This is a genomic window from Streptomyces sp. NPDC037288, assembly GCF_055603265.1.
Genome location: NZ_JBVJVY010000016.1, coordinates 64,725 through 85,422, shown reverse-complemented (window position 1 = coordinate 85,422; position 20,698 = coordinate 64,725). Strand labels below are relative to the sequence as shown.

The 20,698-nt window shown below is 71.0% G+C and carries 17 protein-coding genes and 1 pseudogene; 5 read left to right on the top strand and 13 right to left on the bottom strand.

What is annotated here, in order from left to right; all coding sequences use genetic code 11:
- Positions 1 to 5 precede the first annotated feature (5 nt).
- From ACZ7GZ_RS19900 to ACZ7GZ_RS19885, 4 genes are read right to left on the bottom strand one after another with little or no spacing between them, the layout of a single operon-like run.
- On the bottom strand, positions 6 to 1,145 hold the full coding sequence (locus ACZ7GZ_RS19900) for a branched-chain amino acid ABC transporter permease (protein ID WP_471025775.1): 1,140 nt from the start codon (positions 1,143 to 1,145) through the stop codon (positions 6 to 8).
- On the bottom strand, positions 1,142 to 2,023 hold the full coding sequence (locus tag ACZ7GZ_RS19895; RefSeq protein ID WP_471025772.1) for a branched-chain amino acid ABC transporter permease: 882 nt from the start codon (positions 2,021 to 2,023) through the stop codon (positions 1,142 to 1,144). The genes ACZ7GZ_RS19900 and ACZ7GZ_RS19895 overlap by 4 nt, the downstream gene beginning before the upstream one ends.
- A 5-nt stretch (positions 2,024 to 2,028) precedes the next feature.
- Complete coding sequence (locus ACZ7GZ_RS19890; RefSeq protein ID WP_471025771.1) at positions 2,029 to 2,823, bottom strand: ABC transporter ATP-binding protein; 795 nt, start codon at positions 2,821 to 2,823, stop codon at positions 2,029 to 2,031.
- Positions 2,820 to 3,578 carry an ABC transporter ATP-binding protein gene (locus tag ACZ7GZ_RS19885; protein WP_471025769.1) on the bottom strand — a complete coding sequence of 253 codons (759 nt, stop codon included), beginning with the start codon at positions 3,576 to 3,578 and terminating at the stop codon, positions 2,820 to 2,822. The genes ACZ7GZ_RS19890 and ACZ7GZ_RS19885 overlap by 4 nt, the downstream gene beginning before the upstream one ends.
- A 188-nt stretch (positions 3,579 to 3,766) precedes the next feature.
- Between ACZ7GZ_RS19885 and ACZ7GZ_RS19880 the strand changes: the two genes are divergently transcribed.
- Together ACZ7GZ_RS19880 and ACZ7GZ_RS19875 are read left to right on the top strand one after the other, a co-directional pair.
- The gene (locus ACZ7GZ_RS19880) at positions 3,767 to 5,062 is read left to right on the top strand and encodes a PucR family transcriptional regulator (RefSeq protein ID WP_471025766.1); all 1,296 of its coding nucleotides are present in this window, start codon (positions 3,767 to 3,769) and stop codon (positions 5,060 to 5,062) included.
- Positions 5,059 to 5,724, top strand: coding sequence for a TetR/AcrR family transcriptional regulator (locus ACZ7GZ_RS19875; RefSeq protein WP_471025764.1), 666 nt, complete (start codon positions 5,059 to 5,061; stop codon positions 5,722 to 5,724). The genes ACZ7GZ_RS19880 and ACZ7GZ_RS19875 overlap by 4 nt, the downstream gene beginning before the upstream one ends.
- 218 nt (positions 5,725 to 5,942) lie before the next feature.
- On the opposite strand, the gene ACZ7GZ_RS19870 is transcribed toward ACZ7GZ_RS19875, so the two are convergent.
- The gene (locus tag ACZ7GZ_RS19870; protein ID WP_471025762.1) at positions 5,943 to 6,548 is read right to left on the bottom strand and encodes a TetR/AcrR family transcriptional regulator; all 606 of its coding nucleotides are present in this window, start codon (positions 6,546 to 6,548) and stop codon (positions 5,943 to 5,945) included.
- Positions 6,549 to 6,601: 53 nt separating this feature from the next.
- Between ACZ7GZ_RS19870 and ACZ7GZ_RS19865 the strand changes: the two genes are divergently transcribed.
- Complete coding sequence (locus ACZ7GZ_RS19865; RefSeq protein ID WP_471025759.1) at positions 6,602 to 7,528, top strand: DUF2867 domain-containing protein; 927 nt, start codon at positions 6,602 to 6,604, stop codon at positions 7,526 to 7,528.
- 59 nt (positions 7,529 to 7,587) lie between these two features.
- Here the strand turns inward: ACZ7GZ_RS19865 and ACZ7GZ_RS19860 are convergent, their stop codons facing one another.
- The 8 genes and pseudogenes from ACZ7GZ_RS19860 to ACZ7GZ_RS19825 all read right to left on the bottom strand — a co-directional run.
- The gene (locus ACZ7GZ_RS19860) at positions 7,588 to 8,082 is read right to left on the bottom strand and encodes a DUF1877 domain-containing protein (RefSeq protein WP_471025757.1); all 495 of its coding nucleotides are present in this window, start codon (positions 8,080 to 8,082) and stop codon (positions 7,588 to 7,590) included.
- 66 nt (positions 8,083 to 8,148) lie between these two features.
- Complete coding sequence (locus ACZ7GZ_RS19855) at positions 8,149 to 9,351, bottom strand: ABC transporter substrate-binding protein (RefSeq protein ID WP_471025754.1); 1,203 nt, start codon at positions 9,349 to 9,351, stop codon at positions 8,149 to 8,151.
- Between the two features lie 321 nt (positions 9,352 to 9,672).
- The gene (locus ACZ7GZ_RS19850; RefSeq protein ID WP_471025752.1) at positions 9,673 to 12,504 is read right to left on the bottom strand and encodes a SpoIIE family protein phosphatase; all 2,832 of its coding nucleotides are present in this window, start codon (positions 12,502 to 12,504) and stop codon (positions 9,673 to 9,675) included.
- A gap of 832 nt (positions 12,505 to 13,336) precedes the next feature.
- Entirely contained in the window at positions 13,337 to 13,933 is a 597-nt protein-coding gene (locus ACZ7GZ_RS19845; protein ID WP_471025751.1) for a sarcosine oxidase subunit gamma, read from the bottom strand.
- Positions 13,923 to 16,784 carry a 2Fe-2S iron-sulfur cluster-binding protein gene (locus ACZ7GZ_RS19840; RefSeq protein WP_471025749.1) on the bottom strand — a complete coding sequence of 954 codons (2,862 nt, stop codon included), beginning with the start codon at positions 16,782 to 16,784 and terminating at the stop codon, positions 13,923 to 13,925. Before ACZ7GZ_RS19840 ends, ACZ7GZ_RS19845 begins: the two co-directional genes overlap by 11 nt.
- On the bottom strand, positions 16,784 to 17,107 hold the full coding sequence (locus ACZ7GZ_RS19835) for a sarcosine oxidase subunit delta (RefSeq protein WP_471025747.1): 324 nt from the start codon (positions 17,105 to 17,107) through the stop codon (positions 16,784 to 16,786). The genes ACZ7GZ_RS19840 and ACZ7GZ_RS19835 overlap by 1 nt, the downstream gene beginning before the upstream one ends.
- 26 nt (positions 17,108 to 17,133) lie before the next feature.
- Positions 17,134 to 18,429, bottom strand: coding sequence for a sarcosine oxidase subunit beta family protein (locus tag ACZ7GZ_RS19830; RefSeq protein WP_471025744.1), 1,296 nt, complete (start codon positions 18,427 to 18,429; stop codon positions 17,134 to 17,136).
- Positions 18,429 to 18,683, bottom strand: a pseudogene (locus ACZ7GZ_RS19825) (hypothetical protein); the annotation flags it as partial. The pseudogene ACZ7GZ_RS19825 and the gene ACZ7GZ_RS19830, both read right to left, overlap by 1 nt.
- A gap of 216 nt (positions 18,684 to 18,899) precedes the next feature.
- On the opposite strand from ACZ7GZ_RS19825, the gene ACZ7GZ_RS19820 reads away from it, so the two are divergent.
- Positions 18,900 to 19,547: a GntR family transcriptional regulator gene (locus tag ACZ7GZ_RS19820; RefSeq protein ID WP_471025742.1), complete on the top strand. Its 648-nt coding sequence runs from the start codon at positions 18,900 to 18,902 to the stop codon at positions 19,545 to 19,547.
- 694 nt (positions 19,548 to 20,241) lie between these two features.
- A complete protein-coding gene (locus ACZ7GZ_RS19815; protein WP_471025740.1) occupies positions 20,242 to 20,595 on the top strand; it encodes a hypothetical protein in 354 nt (117 codons plus the stop codon).
- The last annotated feature ends 103 nt before the right edge of the window (positions 20,596 to 20,698 follow it).

Genomic DNA, 20,698 nt, shown 5'->3' with positions numbered 1-20,698 from the left:
GTGATTCATTCCTTTTCCGTGCGGGGCGGTGCGCCCACGGGTTCGGCGTCGGCAACGGCGGGGCCGAGGGGCGCGGAGGGTCCGGCTTCGGCCTGGGAATCCGCCCTGGCATCGGGCGCGGGTTCGGGCTCGTTCGTACGGTCGAAGGCGGCGGCCGTGCGGGGCAGGCGGCGGGCGACAGCGCCCCGGACACGGCCCGGCAGTCCGGCCAGTCCCGTCGGGGCCACGAACATCACCGCGATGACCAGCAGGCCGAACACCACTCCCGGTGCCGCCTCGCTGAGGTCCTGGGACACGCTCGGCACGTACATCACGAACGCCGCCCCCAGCAGGGGCCCGTACAGCGAGGCGAGCCCGCCGACCACCAGGCCGGCCAGCAGCGTGACGGACAGCACGAAGCTGAAGGAGTCGGGCGACACGAAGCCGATCACCCAGGTGTACAGGCATCCGCCCACGCCCGCGAACATCGCGCTCCATGCGAAGGCGAGGGTCTTGTGCAGCGACAGCCGTACGCCCATGACCTCGGCGGCGCTCTCGTTGTCCCGCACGGCGAGCAGTGCCCGGCCGATCCGGGACCGCAGCAGGTTGCGGGCGAGCAGCAGGGCCGCCGCCGTGACGGAGAGGACGACGAAGTACGTCCACTGGTCCTCGGCCAGCCCGCTCCATGCGGGCGGCTGCAGCTTGTCCACGGTCAGGCCCATGGAGCCGCCCGTCACCGGTTCGAGCCGCTTGAGCAAGGGCGGCAGGAACACGGCGAACGAGAGGGTGACCAGGGCCAGGTACAGTCCGCGGAGCCGCAGCGCCGGCACTCCGAACGCCAGGCCCAGCAGGAAGCATCCGGCGGCTGCGACCGGCAGCGTGGCCAGGTGGCCGGTGTGGTACCGGTCGAGCATGACCGCCGCCGTGTAGGCCCCCGCCGCGAAGAACGCGCCGTGCCCCAGCGAGATCTGCCCACCGAAGCCGACCAGCAGGTTCAGGCCGGCCAGCGCCACGGCATAAAGGAGCACCATGGTCAGCTGGAAGACCTGGAAGGGGGCGAAGTAGAACGGTGCGCCGACGGCGGCTGCCGCCGCGAGGAGCACGGTGAGCGCGGCCCGCAGGCGCCGGGCGCGGTCCGTGCCGGGTGTGGCGACGATCGTGCTCATGCGCGCACCACCGCCGCCCGTCCGAACAGGCCCTGGGGCCGCACCAGCAGGACTGCCGGGATGATCACCAGGGGGACGCCCACCTTCAGGTCGGCACCGATGACATCGACGTACGCTCCGGTCAGCGTCTCGGCGACGCCTACGAACAGGCCGCCGACGACCGCGCCGACCGGGCTGTCGAAGCCCCCGAGGGTGGCCGCGGCGAACGCGTAGATCAGCACTCCGCCCATCATGTTGGGCTCCAGGAACAGCAGCGGGGCGACGAGCACGCCCGACACCGCGCCGACCGTGGCGGCCAGTCCCCAGCCGAGCATCAGCACCCGGCCCACCCGGATACCCGAAAGCCGCGCGGAGGCGGGATTGCCGGCGACCGCCCGCATCACCAGGCCGATGGAGGTGTGCTGGAACAGCAGATACAGCAGCCCCATCACGACGGCCACCACCCCGATGATCCCGAGAGTCGACCAGTCCACGCGTACCCCGGCCAGGTCCAGCCCGCCGTCGGGGAACGGCTGCGGGAAGTCCTTCACGGTGAACGACCAGACCAGGCCGGCCACCGCGTTGACGAAGATGAACAGGCCGACCGTGACGATGACGACCGTCAGCTCGGGCGCACCCTGTACGGGGCGGATGACGATCCGCTCGACCAGCATGCCGCCGGCGAAGGACACCCCGAGGGTGACCGGCAGCGCCAGCCAGAACGGCATCCCGGACGCCGTCAGTTGCCAGGCGACGTACGTCGAGAGCATGGCCAGCTCGCCCTGCGCGAAGTTGACGATCCCCGTGAACCGGTGGATCAGCACCAGGGCCAGCGCCAGGCTGGCGTACACCGCGCCGGAGCCCAGCCCTTCCACCACTTGCTGGAGGAAATCGGTCACCGCACTCACCCGGCCTTCCCGGAGCCGAGGGAGACACCGAGGTACACCTCGGCGACCTGCCCGTCCTCGCGGATCTGTGCGGCCGGTCCGGACATGACCAGACGGCCGGCCTCCAGCACGTGCGCGCGATGCGCGATGTCCAGCGCGAGCTGGGCGTTCTGCTCGACGACGACCACGGTGGTGTGTTCCTCCTCGTTGACGGCTCGGACGATCTCGAACAGCTCGCGGGTGACGAGTGGCGCGAGCCCGAGCGACGGCTCGTCCAGGAGCAGCAGCGAGGGCCGCAGCATCAGCGCCCTGCCGATGGCGAGCATCTGCTGCTCCCCACCGCTGAGGCTGCCGGCGGCCTGACGCGACCGCTGGCGCAGTCTGGGGAAGTGGTCGTAGACGCGTTCCAGGTCGCCCGCCACGGCCGCGCGTGCGGCGCGGCCCCGCCGCCGGAGGCCGGTGCGCAGGTGGGCCCCGATGCGCAGGTTCTCCTCGACGGTCAGGTCGTTGAAGGTGCCCCGGCCCTCGGGCACATGCGCCACCCCGAGCCTGGCAGCCTGCTCGGGCGAGCGGCCCAGCACTTCCCTGCCGTCCAGAGTCACCGAACCGCGGCCGCGGACCATGCCGCTCAGCGCCCGCAGCGTCGTGGTCTTGCCCGCGCCGTTCGGTCCGAGGATCGCGCACACCTCGCCGCGGGCGACGGAGAAGTCGAGGCCCTGCAGCACGCGGGCCTGGCCGTATCCGGCGTGCAGGCCGCAGACACGCAGGAAGTTCGCGTCCGCCGTCGCCTCGATCCCGGCGCGCTCGCTCATGCGGCCACCCCCAGGTACGCCTCGACGACGGCAGGGTCGCGCTGGATGTGCTCCGGCGAGCCCTCGGCGATCTTGCGTCCGAAGTCGAGGCACACCACCTTGTCGCACAGGCCCATCACGAACCCCATGTGGTGTTCGACCACCACGAGGGTGAGGTCGAAGTCCTGGCGCACCGACCGGACCAGATCCGCGAATTGGCCGACCTCGCCGTGGCTGAGCCCGTTGACGGGTTCGTCGAGCAGCAGCAGCCGGGGCCGTACCGCGAGCGCCCGCGCGAGTTCGACGCGTTTGAGCGTGCCGAAAGGCAGCCCTGAGGCGGGGTGGCCGGCGACGTCCGCCAGGCCGAGCCGCCGTAGCAAGTCGTCCGCCTGGTCACGCAGCTCCTTCTCCTCCCGCCGGACGCGGGGCAGCCGGAGCGCCGCGGCGAGGTGTCGGGTGCGCCCCCGGCTGTGGGCGCCGACCATGACGTTCTCCCGGACCGTGAGCCGCGGGAACAGGCCCAGGTTCTGGAAGGTACGGGCGATGCCGCGCTCGGCCACGGCGTGCGGCGCAAGGGCGAGCAGGTCCTCGCCCTCGAACCGCACCGTTCCGGCATCGGGGGTGCAGCGCCTGGTGAGGCAGTTGAACAAGGTGGTCTTGCCGGCTCCGTTGGGTCCGATGAGCCCCACGGCGGTACCCGGCTCGACGGTGAACGTGACACCGTCCAGTGCCGTGATCCCGCCGAAGCGCACGGTGATACCGTCGACCGCGAGCATGAGTGACGCCCCTTCCGACGTGCTGGGGGGTGGGCGAGCGTCACAGTAGGTGGGGGCCTTCCGCGCGCACATTGGGTGTGAGCACCCAACTTCCCGGTCGCCGGACTGTGCGCCGCGCACAGGTGCCGGGAGATGTCTCACGCCGGGCCTGTTGACGGAACACGAGACGGACGGCGACGATCGGCGCCATGCCTCGCAGTCCTGCCCTGGACACCCACCGGCTCCCCGAACCGCTCCGGCAGGAGCGGTGGCGGATCCTGCACGCCGTCCAGGACCGGGTCGAGGAGGTGGCGGAGACCGCCGTCGAGGTGATGCGCACGCAGATCCCGTCGTACGCGCTGCAGGGCGAGCGTTTCTTCGACGAGGTACGGGAGCAGGTGCTCGAGCACTACCGGATGCAGTTGGCAGCACTCGCCGGCGACCGCGACATACGTCCTGAAGACCTCGTCTTCAGCCGCGCAGCGGCCATGCGCCGAGCACGCGCGGGGTTCGCCCTGGAGGACTGGATCAGTGCCTTCCGGGTCGGCCGCCAGGTGATGTGGGACGCGCTGCTGGACTGCGCGGGCACGTCCGCCGAGGCGCAGCAGGCCGCGCTGTCCCTCGTCACGCCGCTGATGCGGTACGTCGACTACGCCAGCACCCATGCCGCGCAGGCATACGTCGAGTACCAGCAGCACGTGGTGGCGGACGCGGACCGCGAACGCCGGGATCTCCTGGACCAGCTCCTGGCGGGCGTGGCGCCGGCACGCGGTCCGCTGTGCGCCGCGGCGCAGGCGTACGGCATCGGGCCGCGCTCGTCGATGATGGCGGTCGTGGCGGTGTGCGTCGGCGACACCCGCACCGGGGACGTCACCTCGGCCGAGCACGGGTATGCCACCAGCGCGTCGATCAGTGTCGCCGGTCCCTGGGCCGGCAGGACCCTGGTCGTGGTGCGCCACGGCGAGGTGGTGGCCGTGCCCGTGGTCCGGGCCGGCATGGACGCAGAGGACATATGTGCCCACTTCGAGGCCGTGCAGCGGCGCCTTGCCGGAGAGGGAACCCTGCTCTCCATGGGGATCAGCACGGTCGCACAGGGCGCGTCCGAGCTGCCGCGCGCCTACGAGGAGGCCCGGGCCGCCCTCGACCTGGTGCCGAGCGGGGGCGGAGTGGCGGCGCTGCCGCGGCTGTCCCCGTTCGACTACCTGGCGCTACGCGCCGACGACCTCGCCCGCCAGCTGGTCGATCCCCGCGTGCGTGTGCTTCTGGAGGAGGACCGCAGACGCGGCGACATGCTGGCCGCCACCATACGGGCCTTCGCCGAGGCGGACCTGAATCTGCGGCTGGCCGCCGACCGGCTGCGGGTGCACCACAACACGGCGCACTACCGCTTGCGCCGGATCGAGGAACGCACCGGCCGCAACCCACGCCGGATCGCCGACCTCCTGGAGCTGCTGGTCGCCCTCGCAATCCGCGACGGGGCCGGGGAAAGTGAGGGCTGCCCGTGAGCGGCACCGTGGAATCTGCCGGAACCGACGCGAGGCTGCAACTGCCGGGCGGTCAGGGGGACATGGGTCTTCCGGAGGGGCCCGCCGGACAGGACCGAACGGTCCGGCGCGCGCTGCTGGACGCCGCGCTGGAGGTGTTCACCGAGCGCGGTTACACCGACGCCGGCCTCACCGAGATCGCTGCGCGTTCCGGCGTCCCGGCAGGCACCCTCTTCCAGCACTACGGTGGCAAGCGGGGCCTTTACCTGGCCCTGTGGGAGGAGTTCCGGGAGGAGCAGGAGCACCGGACCGCGGCCACGCTGACCGCCGAGCGCAACCGTGGCGTGGACGACCCCAGAGCCCTCTTCGTGGCGGGGGCCAGGGCGTACCTGGAGGGCGCCTGGGACAACCGGCGGCTCGCCAGGCTCCTCGCAGAGGACGACGGCCCGGCGGGCTTCGACGCGCTGCGCCGCCAGTGGGACCGCGCGTGGGTACGGCGCAACGCCCGGCTCCTGGAGGTGGACGAGCGTCGGCGTGCCGGCCGGGTCCGGGTGAGCGTGCTGACCACCGTCATCGGAGGGGCGGCGCGAGAGCTGGGCGACTGCGGGGACGAGACGGAGGCCCGGGAGATCGTGGGCGAGGTCTGCGGGATCCTGATCCATCTGTCGGCACCGCCCGGCTGAAACGCCTGGCGCACGCCTGTGGGGCGGGGCGCCGCACGGGCCGGCGGCAGCCTCGCCGCCGGCGGCGTGCGCAGGGGCGGCACCCGATGTCGTCCCACCGCGCTGCCGCACCCTCGACGGCGGGATCAGCGACTCCGCGATCTCCGACCACCCGTCGGGAACAGTCCAAGGCCATGTACCCGCCCTGTACCGAGGCCGACGGCGCCGCAGGGCCCGGTCTAAGACTCCGGGGCGGCCGTCATCAGTGTGTCGAGCACCGAGTCCAGGTAGCGCCTGCCGTCCTCGCCGGCCGGCAGCGTCTCCGGCACCGCGTGCGTCAGCTGTGTGTGCCCGAGGTAGCCGGTGTACGCCAGCAGTGCGCGGCGGCGTGCCTCGTCCGGGGGGAAGCCCAGTTCGACGAAGAGCTGCGCCAGGTATCCGACTCGACGCTCCGTCACCCGGCGCAGTACGGCGGCGACCCGCGGGTGACTGACCGAGGCCGGCAGGGAAACCTCCAGCGGGTCGTGGGCGGCGAGTTCGGACGCCTCGGCGAAGAGCCTGCGCAGCCGCATCGCCGGATCCGGCTCGGACGCCAGCCCGTCGATGATCGCCTCGGTGGACTTCTCTTCCCAGCGGTCGAGCGCGGCCTCGATCAGCGACTCACGGTTGGCGAAATGCCAGTAGAAGCTGCCTTTGGTGGTGCCCAGGCGAGCGGCGAGCGGCTCGATGGCGACCGCGGTGAGGCCGCCTTCGCCCATGGCCGACAGGGCCGCGTCCGCCCAGTCCCGCGCCGTCAGCCGCTTCCGGCCACCCTCGTCAGCGACCTCGTCACGCCGTTGCACCATGGCCATACGCTACCGTATGGTCCGCAACATACGGCAGCGTATGGAGGAGCGCTATGCGCAGGTTCAGCATGATCCGCAATGTCCACCAGCGCACCATCGAGGCACCCGCCCAAGCCGTCGGGGCCTTGCTCGACCGCCTGTCCTCGGCCGACGACCCGATGTGGCCCACCCCGGCCTGGCCCCCGATGCGCTTCGACCGGCCCCTGGGGGTCGGCGCGGACGGCGGCCACGGCTTCGTCCGCTACCGCGTCGCCTCGTACGAGCCCGGCCGCCGCGTCCGCTTCGACTTCAATCCACCCATGAACGGGCACCATGAGTTCGTCATCGAACCGCTGGGGCGAGAGCGCTGCCGCCTGCGGCACACCCTGGAGCTGAAACGCCGCGGTCCGATGGCGCTGGGCTGGGCTCTGGCGGTGCGCTGGATGCACGACACGGTCGTCGAGGAGGTCTTCGACAACGCCGAACGGGCCGCCACCGGGACGGCGAGCGCCCCCGTTCGCTGGTCGCCCTGGGTCCGGCTGCTCCACTGGCTCATGTGGGAGAGAGCCGCCGCCGGCGACCTCCCGACGGGAGCGCGCCTGGCCCGTGCCGCCTTCGAGCGGATCGACTACAGCGACGCATGGCGGATGACGATGCGTCCCGGGATGCCCCGGGACCCCGAGTCCTGGCGTGGTGTCCTGCGCGGGGCCTCCTTCCCGGTCGTGGGCCGCGAGGGCGGCGAGGTACTGCTGGGCGAGGACGCCGGCCACCTCGACGTCCGCGCCTCGATCCTCGTCGACGACTGTCAGGTCACGCTCGGTACGGTCGTACGCATCCACAACTGGCGCGGCCGGTTGTACTGGGCCGGGGTCAAGCGCGTCCACCCCTTCATGGCCCGCGTCATGCTCCGCCGCATCCACCGGCGACTCGCCCTGACAGCTCCCAGCGCCGCCGAGCGCGCACAGTCGGCACTCGTTCCTGCCGCGCCGGAAGGAAGTTGAACGGGATCGACACAGAACCGCCGCATGGACTCGCGCCCGCGGACGTGCCGATGCATGCTTCAGCTCGGCAACCGCTTCACCACGGCGTCACCACACTCCGCCGTCTGTGCGTAGAACGCCCTCAGGCCGTTGTGGGTGGCGGCGAAGGCGGCCCGTGTCTCGGGCTCCGTAGTCGCGCCGCCGTAGCGCGGCAGCAGTGCCCCGCGGGCGAAGACCCACAGCGTGTCGAAGTCGGCGGTGCTCAGGAACCCGGCCACCCGGCGGGCCTGGGCAGCCGTCAGCACCAGGAGCTGCGGCTCGTGCCGGCCGGGACGGAACACCGGCCGGCCGCCGAGCACCACCTGGGCTTGGGGCCGGTCCTCGGCGCGATGCGGGAGAGCGCCGGCGTAGATGCGCTCCTGGTCCAGACGGCACTCGTCCAGCAGTTCCCCACGGTGCCGGTCGCCCGGGTGCCAGGCGGCCTCCAAGTCCTCTTCGAACTGTCGATCCAGCCAGGTTGCGCTGTTGCGTAGCGCCGGGGGCGGCACCGCTCGCAGACGGAGGTACGCACTCATGCCTGAAGGAGCGCACGGCGGCGCCGAAGCATCACGCGGCTGCGGGATCCTCCTCGACAAGGCCGCTCACCGCTGCCCCCGGGACGGTGCGGCGACCTGGACGTCCGCTGCCCCGGCCCGGGGCCCCGACGACCCGGTGGCGACCTTCGCCCAGCCCCGGGTGACCGTCTTCCTCGCCTTCTCCAGTTGCGCGTCCGTCGGGAACTGCGGCGTTCCCTCAACCGTCGGCAGCCGTGCGGCGGCGGCCTTGTCGAGGGTGCCGTCCTGCTTCATGACGTCCATGAGCACCGGGCGGGCGTAGCCGCGCAGCCGGAGGTTCTGGCCCTGGGGACTGAAGAGGTACTCCTGCCACAGGCGGGCAGCCGCCGGGTGCGGGGCGCTCTTGTTGATCGCCAGGGCGAAGTACTGGGCGAAGCTGCCGTCGAAGGGGATCGCCACCTGCCAGTTCACGCCGTGGCGGCGGAGCTGGTCGGCGTAGTGCAGGTTGATGTAGTCCCAGTTGATGCTGATGGGTGTCCGGCCGTCCTCGACCGTCGCCAGGTTGGACCTGAGCGGGTTGAGGTTGCCGTTCTCGTGGAGCTTGGCGAAGAAGTCGAGACCGGGCTGGACGTCGGCGAACGACCCGTTGTTCGCCAGGGCGGCCGCGTAGACGCTGGCGAAGGCGGTAGCAGACCGGGGCGGGTCGCCTTCGAGTGCGACCTTGCCTTTGTAGACGGGCTTCAGCAGGTCGGCGAAGGTCTCCGGACAGGGCTTGACCCGGCTGGCGTCGCAGCCGATGGAGATGTAGCCCCCGTAGTTGTTGGCCCAGCGGGCCTTGGGGTCCTTCTGATTGACGGGGATCGAGTCGTAGGCGGCGACCTTGTACGGCGCGAGCAGATTCCGCGCCGCCGCGCTCCGCGCGAACGTGTCGCCCACGTCGATCACGTCGGGGGCCGTCGGCCGGTTCCCCCTCTTGCGAAGGGTGTCGATCTCGTCCTCGCTGTGGCCCAGCGGATTCTCGACCGTGACCTTGATGCCGTACTTCTTCTGGAAGCCGTCGATCAGGCCGCCGTAGTTGGCCCAGTCGCGCGGCAGCGCGATCGCTCTGAGCGTGCCCTCCTGTCTGGCCGCGGCGATCAGCGCGCGCATGCCGCCCACGCTCTCGGCGGAGGTGGCTGCCGACGGCTTCACGAGCCTGGCGGCCGGTGTCTTCTCGCAAGCGCTCACTCCCAGTGCCACGAGAGCGAAGCAGCCGAGGACGGCCGCTGCTCGGGCACGGGGTGTGGTCACGACTGCTCCAGGCGTGGTGATGAGGTTGTCACCGGGGGACGTGTACTGGTCACAGGGCACGTCGGCCACCGGAGGAACGCCCGATGCCGCCGTGGCCGGTCTGCAGTTCCGGTCGCTCTCGCAGGCGGAGGGTCCGCACGTCGGCGAAATCGTCGTCGACGCCAGGGTACCCGTCCGCCTCGACGGCCGGATCCCGCCCGGGAAGCCCGCGACCACGGCCTTTCCCCGCGGAATGCGAACCCCCTGAGCCTTGGGCCCCGGTCAGGCCATGCCGGCACACGGCGTGTACGGCCGTGGCGGAAGGCGACGTACACGTGTCCCTCACAGGGCCGTGTCGTCCCATTGGCCGAGCAGGATCCCGCCGACTCCTTCCGCCTCCGGCGCGGCACCGTGGTGGAGGGACTGTTCCGCCCAGATGACCTTGCCGGCGGGGGTGTAGCGGGTCCCCCAGCGTTCCGCCAACCGGGCGACCAGGAAGAGTCCGCGGCCACCCTCGTCGGTGACCTTCGCCCGGCGCAGGCGGGGCGAGGTGCTGCTGCCGTCGGAGACCTCGAAGATCAGGCTGCCTGCCGCAGGGCCGCTGATCGGCACCGTGCGGAGCAGCCGGACGGCGATGGGTTCGGCGCCGTAGCGGATGGCGTTGGTGATCAGTTCGCTGAGGATGAGTTCGGCGGTGAAGGCCGCCTGCTCCAGGCCCCACTCCGTCAGCCGGCGGGCACAGGCGGTGCGCACCGGGGCCACCGCCGCCGGGTCACGGGGCACGTCCCACTCGGCCATCTGCGCCGGTCCGAGTCGGCACGTTCGGGCCACCAGCAGCGCGATGTCATCCCTGGGCCGGTCGGACAGCATGGCCTCCATCACCGCCGCACAGATGGCTTCCGGCGTTCGCGCGGGTCCTGTCAGAGCCTCACGCAGGGCCTCCAGACCGGCGTCCAGGTCTCGGGTGCGGTCCTCGATCAGCCCGTCGGTGTAGAGCACCAGCCGGGAATCCGCGGGCACGGTGAGCTCGGCGGTCTCGACCGGCAGGCCGGCGCCGAGCCCCAGTGGCGGGGACACCGGCAGCTGAGGGAAGTCGACGGTCCCGTCGGGCCGGACCACCGCCGGTCCCGGATGACCGGCGGTGGCGAGAGCCAGCTGTCCGGAGGTGGGGTCGTAGACGGCGTACTGACAGGTCGCCCCGGTGATCATGCCCTGCCCGTCCTCCGCGACGGCAGCCTCCTCGGCGTCGATCTGGGCCACCAGCTCGTCCAGCCGGCTCAGCAGTTCCTCCACGGGCATGTCCAGGCTGGCGAAGTTGTGTACGGCGGTGCGCAGCCGGCCCATGGTCGCCGCGGCGTGCAGACCGTGGCCGACGACGTCGCCCACCACCAGCGCCACCCGGGTGCCGGACAGCGGGATCACGTCGAACCAGTCCCCACCCACCCCCGCCTGGGCCGGCAGGTAGCGGTAGGCCACCTCGAGGGCGTGCTGCTCGGGTAGCGCGCGCGGCAGCAGACTGTGCTGCAGCGTGACGGCCATGGCGTGCTCGCGCGTGTAGCGGCGGGCGTTGTCGACGCACACCGCTGCCCGGGCGGCCAGCTCCTCGGCGAAGGACGCATCCTCTTCCTCGAACGGCGGGGACCCCTGTGCACGCCAGAAGTCCACCACTCCCAGCACCACGCCGCGGGCTCGCAACGGAACCACGAGCAGGGAGTGGATACCGTGAGAGAGGATCCATCCCGTGTGTTCGGGGTGCTGGGCCCGCCAGTCGTCAGAGGCGTTCAGGTCCCCGATCAGGACCGGCCGGCCCTCGGCCATCGCCACGGCAACGGGGTCGGCCGGGCCGAACCGGATCAGCTCGCCGACGGGATGGGGAAGGTCGTCCGCGTCCAGGCCGGCGACGGCGCTGCGGCGCAACTCGGTGATCACGGCGGCCGCAGCCGGGGCCTCCTCGCCGCGCAGGACCGGCTCCGGCAGCTCGACGGTGACGATGTCGGCGAACCGGGGCACCGCCACCTCGGCCAGTTCCTCGGCTGTGCGCTTCACATCCAGCGTGGTGCCGATCCGCAGTCCGGCGTCGTAGAGCAGCTTCAACCGCTCACGCGCCACCTCGGCCCGGCCGGAGAGGGCCCGGAGCTCGGTGGTGTCCCGGAGCGTCACCACGCTGCCGACCGGCCCGTGAGGTGCGGTGAGCCGCTTGTTGACCGCGAGCAGCCGGTCGCCCGCCAGGTACACCTCGTCGGTGGCCGGGCGGTCGGATGCCAGCAGCCCGGCGAGGTCCTCCTCCAGCCCCAGCTCGGTGATATGCCGCCGATCCGCGTCCGCCGGCAGGTCCAGCAGCCGCCGTGCCTCGTCGTTGGCCAGCAGCAGCCGACCGTCACCGCCGACGATCAGCACTCCTTCCCGCACCGCGTGCAGCACCGCGTCGTGGTGTTCGTACATACGGGTCATCTCGGTCGCCCCCAGGCCATGGGTCTGGCGGCGCAACCGCCGGCTGACCATCCCCGACCCGCCTGCCGCGACGACCAGGGCCGCGGCGGCGCCGCCGAAGAGGACCGGCAGTTGCCGGTTCACCCTGTTCTGCACCGTCTCGACCGTGACGGGCACGGAGACGATGGCGATGACCGAGCCGTCAGGAGCCCTGACGGGAACCGCCGAGATCACGGAGAGCCCCAGGGACCCCTTGAAGGTACTCGTGAACGGCTTGCCGGTCGCCGCCTTCGCGTAGGGCCCGATGACGTGTTTGCCGATCTGGTGCGGGTCGCTGTGGGTGAGGGTGATCCCGTTCAGTCCGTACACGATGATGGCGTCGACGCCCGCGGCCTTCCGGGCCGCCTCGGCGTGCGGCTGCAGCACCGCGGTCGGGTTCGCGCTCTTCAGCGCCGCCACGGTCCCCGGGGAGTTCGCGAACGTCTGGGCCGTGGTGAGCGTCCGCTGCCGGGCGTCCGCCATGACATCGCTTCGCGCCTGCGCGACGAGCGCCACCAGGGTGGCCGCGACGAGCAGCATCACGACCGCCAGCTGCAGAAGGAAGACCTGGCCGGCGAGGCTGTGCACGCTCAGCAGCGAACCCGGCCGCCGCTCCTCTCCTCCCTGACGGGGCCGACCGGGCCGATGAGTCCTCCTGGACGCATGAGGCACATCGCGTCCGACTTGACCCGAAACTCCGCGCATACTCCTTTTTATCGTTTGTGGGCGGCCGACCACTATCTGACCGGCACCGGCCGGTCCGCACAGCTGTCCGTCACGCAGCGCGTAGGAGTGGCCGTGGGCACCCCTGCCCGCCGCCTACACTCGTCAGCTGCGATGCGGAGTGACATCACCGATGGAAAGGTCCCGTGCCACGTGTTCCAAGACGCCCCGATCTACCACAAGCTCGTCGCCGAGCGTGGTGACGTGCCCGCGCGAGTTCGTGACGCCGCCGAGGGCATACGCCGCCAACTCGAAGGGGTGATGCGGACAGGGCAGCCCCTCGGGACCTACCGGCCTGACGCGTCCTCCGCGGGAATGCCGACGCGGCACACGGCGCCTCCGGCCGACTCGCAAACGCTATGACGCCGCGGGCGATGGCACCCGGACAAGACCGATCAGGGTGCCCGACGGCCGACACCCAGGATGGTGGTGGACACTCACCGTAGTGTGCATCTGCGGTACCGGGGCGTGGCCGGTGGGTCGGCACCGATCCACCGGACGCGCCAGCCGGAAGCTCGACCTCCGGGACTGCCGGCGGCGGACCTCCAACCCGCCACCGGAACGCAGACCTGTGGGTCGGCGGGCGGGAGTTCTCGATGGTCGCCTACCGCGACCTGCTGAGCCGCACCGCACCCGGTCGCCCTGCCGTCGAGCCGTCAGCTGAGTGTCCTTCATGTCGGGCTCTGTTCCGGTCTCCGCGGCGTTCTCCACCCGGCACGCCGGTGGCCGCCGCCCCGTTGGTCCGTCGTCGGCTCCGCGATCGCCGGGTCGACTGGCTGCTGTACCTCACCCTCCAGTCCCAGGACGACAGCCTTCACACCGCCGTGCCCCGGTATTCCGTGCAGGCGTCGAGCAGCCAGGTGGCCAGGTAGGACGCGAACGATGCGCGGACCAGCAGCCACACACCGGATGCTCCCTCCCCTCGCACCACGAGGGTGACCGGGGCCTGCGCCAGCAGCGTGGTCGGGCAGGAGCCGACGGGTGTCACCCGCGGATCGAGATCGATGGCACACCCTTGGGCCAGTACCTTGCGGACGAGGTGCCCGGACAGGGCCAGCGTGGTGCGCTGCGCGGAGACGTCGGTGACGGTGGCGAAGTCGTCGTCACCGATGGCCGACCGCAGCTGCGCGAGCAGGTCCTGCTGCCGGCCGTCGGGAGCCACCAGCAGCCATTCGTCCGGGCCCATCCACAGCGCCTTGACGTCGCCCGACATCTCGGCGCGCACGGGGCCCGGCAGCGTGATGTCCAGGCAGGCTTCGACGGCCTGTGCCGCAGCACTTCCGGGCTCCACCCGCAGGCTGAGCTGCGTCAGGAAGGGCAGTTCCCGCACCTGCAGTCCGGTGGGCAGCTGCGCGAAGCCGTCCTGCCACTCGGACAGGGCGCTGAAGCGAGTGGGGGTCTCAACCGTCACGGCGGGTTCCCTCCTTGTCGAAGAGCACAGGGTCGGTCACGGTCACCGGGACGGTCCGTCCGTCCAGCGGGACGTAGAGGGTGTCGCCGATGCGCTGGGTCCCCGAGCGCACCAGAGCCAGGGCGAACGTCCGCTGCAGGGCGTCGCTGCGGTAGCTGGAGGTGACGTGGCCCAGCATGGGTACCGGTGGCTCCGGGATGCTGCTGGTGGCGATGATCTGGGCGCCTTCGGGCAGCAGGACCCGCTCGTCGGCCGGCAGCAGGCCCACCAGCTGCTTGCGGTCGCTGCGCCGGTTCTCCGCACGGGTGAAGGACCGCTTGCCGATGAAGTCCGGCTTCTTCCTGGACACGACCCACGACATGCCCAGGTCCTGCGGGGTGACGGTGCCGTCGGTGTCCTGCCCGATGACGGGGTAGGCCTTTTCGGCGCGCAGTACGTGCATCGTCTCGGTGCCGTACGGGGTGATGCCGAACGCGCTGCCGGCCGCGAGGAGGGACTTCCACACCGTGATGCCGTACCAGGCGGGCACGTTGATCTCGTAGGCGAGTTCACCGGAGAAGCTGATACGGCACACACGCGCCGGTACGCCGGCGACCGTGGTGTCCTGCCAGGACATGAAGGGGAAGGCGTCGTTGCCGACGTCCAGACCCGGAGCCACCAGGGCCAGTACGTCGCGGGAGCGGGGACCGACCAGGGGGATCGTCGCCCAGTGTTCGGTGACGGAGGTGAGGTGCACGCGCAGGGCGGGCCACTCCGTCTGCAGCCACTCCTCCATCCATTCCAGGACCCTGGCGGCGTTGCCGGTGGTCGTGGTCAGCAGGAACTCCTGCTCGGCCACGCGGATGACGGTGCCGTCGTCGATGGCCATGCCGTCGACGCCGCACATCACGCCGTAGCGGATCCGGCCCACCTTGAGGGTGCTCATCATGTTCGTGTAGAGCCGGTCCAGCAGTACGCCGGCGTCCGGGCCCTGCACATTGATCTTGCCGAGCGTGGAGCCGTCCATCATGGCGACGCCGGTGCGGGCGGCCCGGCACTCGCGCAGTACGGCGTCCTCGATGGTCTCGCCCGGCTGGGGGTAGTACCAGGGACGCTTCCACTGGCCGACGTTCTCGAACAGGGCGCCGTGCTCGACGTGCCAGGGGTGCAGTGCGGTCACCCGGACCGGATCGAACAGTTCCCCGCGGTTGCGGCCCGCGAGGGCGGCGAAGGCCACCGGCACGGCGGGCGGACGCAGGCGCATGGTGCCGAGGTCGGCGACGTCCACCCCGAGCGCCTCGGCGACGATGCCCGAGGTCATCACGCCCGATGTGCGGCCCTGGTCGTGGGCGGTGCCGATCGTGGTGTAGCGCTTGACGTGCTCCACCGACCGCAGGCCCGCCCCGGTCGCCCGCAGCACGTCGCAGACGAGGGCGTCGCGCTGCAGGTCGACGAACTGCTTCGAACCGTCCTGACTGTCCTGCGGGCTCGGGACCCTCCAGAGCACCCGGGTGGGCGCTCCGTCCGGGAGCGGGGCGGTGGTCGGCAGGGTGATCGTCAGGCCGGTCCTGCCGATGGCCGACAGGGCCTGGTGGGCGGCGTCCACGCCGTCGGCCAGGCAGCCGGACAGGGTGAGATTCCCGCCGGCTGATCCCGCGGTACGGACACCCTCCGGCGCGTGCGCGGGCACGAAGGCCCCGATCCCGCCGTCGTAGCGCAGGGTGCCCCGGGCCTGGCTGAACAGGGCCACCGCGGGGTTCCAGCCGCCGGAGACCAGCAGCAGATCGCAGTCGATGCCCTGCCTCTCGCCGAGGCGTCCCTGACCGAAGGCGGCGACGTGGGCACGGGAGACGTGCTCGGTGCCACTGGTACCGGTGACGACGTGACCCGCGCGTACCTCGATACCGTGTTCGTCGCAGGCGGTGCGCCAGTGCGCCGGCACCTCCTCGCGGGCGTCGACCACCGCTGCGATCCGCACGCCTGCGGCGGCCAGTTCGAGTGCTGCCGGATAGGCGCTGTCGTTGGTGGTGAACACGACGGCCCGCCGCCCGGGAAGGACACCGAAGCGGTTGAGGTAGGTACGCGCCGAGCCGGCCAGCATGATGCCGGGGCGGTCGTTGTCGTCGAAGGCGACCGGGCGCTCGTAGGCGCCGGTGGCGTACACGACCTGCCGGGCGCGGATGCGCCAGATCCGCTGCCGCGAGAGGTGGGCGGGGGCGGCGGCGCCGAGGTGGTCCGTGCGCTTCTCCAGGGCCAGGACGAGTCCGTCGTCGTAGTGGCCGAAGGCGGTGGTGCGCCGCAGGACCTGCACGTCGGCGCAGGCGTCGAGTTCCGCGATGACATCGCTGATCCACGCGGTCGCCGGTGCGCCGTCGAGCAGTTCCCGGGTGCCGAGGAGTGATCCGCCGGGCCGCGGGAGTTCGTCGACGAGGATCACGCGGGCTCCGGCGCGGGCAGCGGCCAGTGTGGCGGCCAGTCCCGCCGGGCCCGCCCCGACGACCAGGAGGTCGCAGTGGGCGTGCATGGTGTCGTAGCGGGCGGGGTCCGGTTGGCTGCTCAGTCGGCCCTGGCCGGACAGACCCCGTGCGACGAGGCCCTCGTACAGCTCGACGGTGGTGGCGGTGAGCATGGGCTCGGGGAAGGGGGCTTCGATCTGCACGAGGGCGTTGGGCTCTTCGGATCCGGCGGCCAGGACCCCGCGCGGCCGTCCGTACTTGATGCTGTCGGCCACGTGGTGCACGCCGTTGGCGAGCAGGGCCGAGGCGAGGGTGTCGCCGGAGTGCCCGGTGTAGGTGTGGCCGTCGAAGATGAAGGAGAGGGTGGTGTCGCGGTTGATGTGGCCGTGGCCGGGGGCACGGAACGGGTTGTTCATCAGCCGGTCTCCTGGCCTGTGCGGTGCTCGGCACCGGGTTGGGTGCTCGGGGGGAGGGGGCGCTGGGCGCGGGTGTCGCAGACCGCGAGGAACTCGTGGGTGACGGTGTCGCGCAGGGTGTTGAACCAGCGCCGGCAGCCGGCCGCGTGCACCCACCGTTCGGCGAACGGGCCCTCGGGGTTGTCGCGGAAGAAGACGTACTGGGCCCACTGCTCGTCGTCGAGCGCGTACGGGTCGTCGGGGTAGGCGACGTGCGCCTGCCCGCCGTAGTGGAATTCGGTCTCTTCGCGCTCACCGCACCAGGGGCAGGCTATGAGCTGCATGGGAATCTCCTTGGCTGGCGCGGGCGTCAGTGGGCGACGGCGGCCGCGCCGTGCTCGTCGACCAGGGCGCCGGTGGTGAACCGGGCGAGGGTGAAGGGCGCGTTGTACGGGTGCGGTTGACCGGTGGCGATGGTGTGCGCGTAGCACCAGCCGACGCCCGGTGTGGCTTTGAAACCGCCGGTGCCCCAGCCGCAGTTGAGGTACAGGTTCTCGACGGGTGTGAGTCCGACGATGGGTGAGGCGTCGGGGGTGACGTCGACGATGCCGGCCCAGGTGCGCAGCATGTGGGCGCGGGCGAAGACGGGGAACAGCTCCAGTGCGGCGGCCATCTGGCGTTCCAGGATGTGGAAGGAGCCGCGCTGTCCGTAGCCGTTGTAGCTGTCGATGCCAGCGCCCATGACGAGTTCGCCCTTGTGGGCCTGGGAGACGTACACGTGCACGGCGTTCGACATCACGACGGTCGGGTGCACCGGTTCGAGGAGCTCCGAGACCAGGGCCTGCAGCGGGTGGCTCTGCAGTGGCAGCCGCAGACCGGCCATGGAGGCCAGCACGGAGGAGTGCCCGGCGGCAGCAAGCGCGACCTTCCCGGCGGCGATGGGGCCACGCGTGGTCTGCACTCCGTGCACGCGGCCGGCCCGGATGTCGAGCCCGGTGACCTCGCAGTCCTGGATCAGGTCGATGCCGTGGTCGTCGGCCCTGCGGGCGAAGCCCCAGGCGACGTAGTCGTGCTTGGCGATGCCCGCGCGGGGCTGGTAGGTGGCGCCGAGCACCGGATAGCGCACATCCGGCGAGATGTTGACGATGGGACAGACCTTGGCGACCTCGTCCGGCTCCAGCCACTGGGCGTCGATGCCGTTGAGCTGGTTGGCGTAGACACGGCGCTTGCTGTCGCGGATGTCCTGCAGGCTGTGGGCGAGGTTGAGGACGCCGCGCTGGCTGAACAGGATGGGGCAGCCGAGGTCTTCCTCGAGGGTCTCCCACAGCTTCAGCGAGTGCTCGTAGATGCCGGAGCTCTCGTCCCACAGGTAGTTGGAGCGGATGATGGTGGTGTTGCGGGCCATGTTGCCGCCCGCCAGCCACCCCTTCTCCAGGACGGCGACATTGGTGATGCCGTGGTTCTTGGCCAGGTAGTAGGCGGTGGCCAGGCCGTGCCCTCCGCCGCCGACGATGACGACGTCGTAGGACGGCTTGGGGTTCGGGTTGCGCCACAGGAAGTCGGGGTGGTCCGGCAGGACGTCTCCGGGCCCGGCAGAGGGGCGCGAAGCTCGATTGAGAGTGGCGGTGGGAGACGGGCGGGCGGGAGCGTTGTCGCGCGGGTGCATCACTGAGCAGCCTCCTGGGCCGCGAGCTGCGGATCGACGGAGTACAGCGGGAAGCGGTCTGTCAGGACCTGGACGCGTCGGCGCAGCGCGGTGGCGACCTGGTCGTCGAAGCCGGGCAGAAAAGCCGTGGCGATGATGTCGGCTACCTCTGTGAACTCCTCAGCGGCGAAGCCGCGGGCAGCCAGGGCCGGGGTGCCGACGCGGACACCGGAGCTGACCATCGGCGGGCGCGGGCGATCATCTCCAGCGTGCCGCGCTGCCGAGCCAGCTCCGCCTCGATCGCCATGGCGATCTCCGGGGCGACGTCGTGGAGCCGGTCGCTGAGCACCGCGGACCGGTCCGCTCGCTGGCCGGGGGTGTGGGCAGGCATGAGACCTCCCTGCGGAGCAACTGAAAGACGACTGATATATCAATCTGCTGTTGCGCTACGCTAAGAGCACGGATCGGGTCGCGTCAAGGGAGGGTTTCAGGTGACTACCGCCGCTGGTCAGGGCGGTGGAACGCTGGCCGACCAGGCCTATCGCTCCATCTCGGACCGTCTGGTGACGCTCCGGATCCGCCCCGGAGACCCCGTCAACGACGAGCGGATCGCGGCCGACCTCGGCTTCGGACGGACCCCCGTCCGGGAGGCCCTGAAGCGCCTGGAGCACGAGCGCCTCGTCGTCGCCTACCCCCGGCGCGGGACCTTCGCCACCGAGGTGCAGATCGCCGATCTCGGACACATCTCAGAGGTCCGCAGGCAGCTGGAGCCTCTCGCCGCGAGCATGGCGGCCCGGCGCGCCGGCGACGGTGACCGAGCAGACCTCGACCGGTTGCTGGTACGGCTGGCGGACGCGTCCGGCGGGGGCACGGACCTGATCCGGCTCGACATGGCCGTGCACCGCGCCATCTATGCCGCGACCCGCAATCCCTACCTTGAGGACACCCTGATCAGGTACGACAACCTGGCGACGCGGATCTGGTGCCTGTTCCTCGACCGGCTGCCGGGCCTGGCGGGCCACGTCCATGAGCACGGACCCCTGCTGCGCGCCGTCATCGACGGCGATGCGGAGAAGGCAGCAGACCTCGCCGCGGACCACGTGGCAGGGTTCGAGGCGGCGATCCGCGGCGTCATCTGACCTCGGCCGGCAGGAGACGCCGTCGCTCGACCGCGCTGCGCACATGGCGGGCGGTCACCCGTCCTCGAAGCTCGCGCCTCGGTCGTGAAACCGCCGGAACCCGTCCGGCGAGGGGTACCGGTACGGTCTGCAGCCGACCCGTCCGAAGACGAGTCGCTCTCGATTGCCCCGGACAGACCGCTGCGACGCGTTCAGGACCCTCCAACGGCCCGTCCACCGGCAGGCACAGGCATGTGAAGGCTCGCAGTGAGACGTCGATGTGCGTGCCGCGTTCCTCGACGGGGCCGTCGGTGTACAGCAGCAACACGGTGCCGGGCGCGACCTGCACGGTCGTCGACTCGCAGGTGCCCAGTTCCGTGCGCGCCCCCTGCCAGGGGCCTCGGCTCGCCCCGGAGGTCGAGGCCCGACTCCTGCCGACCGTCACCGACGACCTCACGCAATTTGATCACGGGGCAGGCCGACCGCCGCCCGGCTCGGTTCCCGCTTCCGTGTCATCCGCAAATGTGCCGTCGCGCCAGAACATTTAGGTAAGTGCCCGAATAGGCGGCCATATTTTGGTTGTCGTTGAGCGAGGTGTAACGCGCCCACCCCTGCAAGACGCAGAACCGGGAAGGGTGAGGCAACACCCCCAGACGAAAATTAAGCGCCTGGGGCAACCTCACTGTCCCCACAACTCGTCAGATCGGAGTTCCTTGTGAGCAACACGGACCCTGTTTCCGGATACCAGACGTACAACCAGCCCACGGGCCCCGGCCGCTCGGCGCGCCACCATGCAGCCGGGCGGCGCACGGCTCTGGCGGTGTGCACGGTCGCCGACATCGCGGCGGCCCTGCTGGGTCTGTGGATCTTGTTGTTTCTGCTCGACGCGAATCAGGCGAATGTCTTCGTGAAATTCGTGCACGGAACGGCGGACTGGCTGGCCTGGTGGTCGCAGGACATTTTCACAATGGACACACAAGGGCTACGCGTCATCCTTGATTATGGCCTCCCGGCCGTCATGTATTTGCTGATCGGTCACGGGATCGCCGCCAGAATCAACCGGGCCTGACGGCACTACGGGCCCTTACCGAATACGCCACCCACTGCACCCGGGAACAGGACGAGCCGCAAGCTGCGGATCCACGAGGACCTCGCTCAGCCGGCGTCGGAAC

Excerpts from the sequence above, each read along its gene's own strand:
- ACZ7GZ_RS19850 (WP_471025752.1), bottom strand. The coding sequence starts at position 12,504 with ATGCGCGGAGTTTCGGGTCAAGTCGGACGCGATGTGCCTCATGCGTCC.
- ACZ7GZ_RS19860 (WP_471025757.1), bottom strand. The coding sequence starts at position 8,082 with ATGAGTGCGTACCTCCGTCTGCGAGCGGTGCCGCCCCCGGCGCTACGC.
- ACZ7GZ_RS19885 (WP_471025769.1), bottom strand. The coding sequence starts at position 3,578 with ATGCTCGCGGTCGACGGTATCACCGTGCGCTTCGGCGGGATCACGGCA.
- ACZ7GZ_RS19840 (WP_471025749.1), bottom strand. The coding sequence starts at position 16,784 with ATGAACAACCCGTTCCGTGCCCCCGGCCACGGCCACATCAACCGCGAC.
- ACZ7GZ_RS19900 (WP_471025775.1), bottom strand. The coding sequence starts at position 1,145 with ATGAGCACGATCGTCGCCACACCCGGCACGGACCGCGCCCGGCGCCTG.
- ACZ7GZ_RS19830 (WP_471025744.1), bottom strand. The coding sequence starts at position 18,429 with ATGCACCCGCGCGACAACGCTCCCGCCCGCCCGTCTCCCACCGCCACT.
- ACZ7GZ_RS19880 (WP_471025766.1), top strand. The coding sequence starts at position 3,767 with ATGCCTCGCAGTCCTGCCCTGGACACCCACCGGCTCCCCGAACCGCTC.
- ACZ7GZ_RS19865 (WP_471025759.1), top strand. The coding sequence starts at position 6,602 with ATGCGCAGGTTCAGCATGATCCGCAATGTCCACCAGCGCACCATCGAG.
- ACZ7GZ_RS19890 (WP_471025771.1), bottom strand. The coding sequence starts at position 2,823 with ATGAGCGAGCGCGCCGGGATCGAGGCGACGGCGGACGCGAACTTCCTG.
- ACZ7GZ_RS19870 (WP_471025762.1), bottom strand. The coding sequence starts at position 6,548 with ATGGTGCAACGGCGTGACGAGGTCGCTGACGAGGGTGGCCGGAAGCGG.
- ACZ7GZ_RS19835 (WP_471025747.1), bottom strand. The coding sequence starts at position 17,107 with ATGCAGCTCATAGCCTGCCCCTGGTGCGGTGAGCGCGAAGAGACCGAA.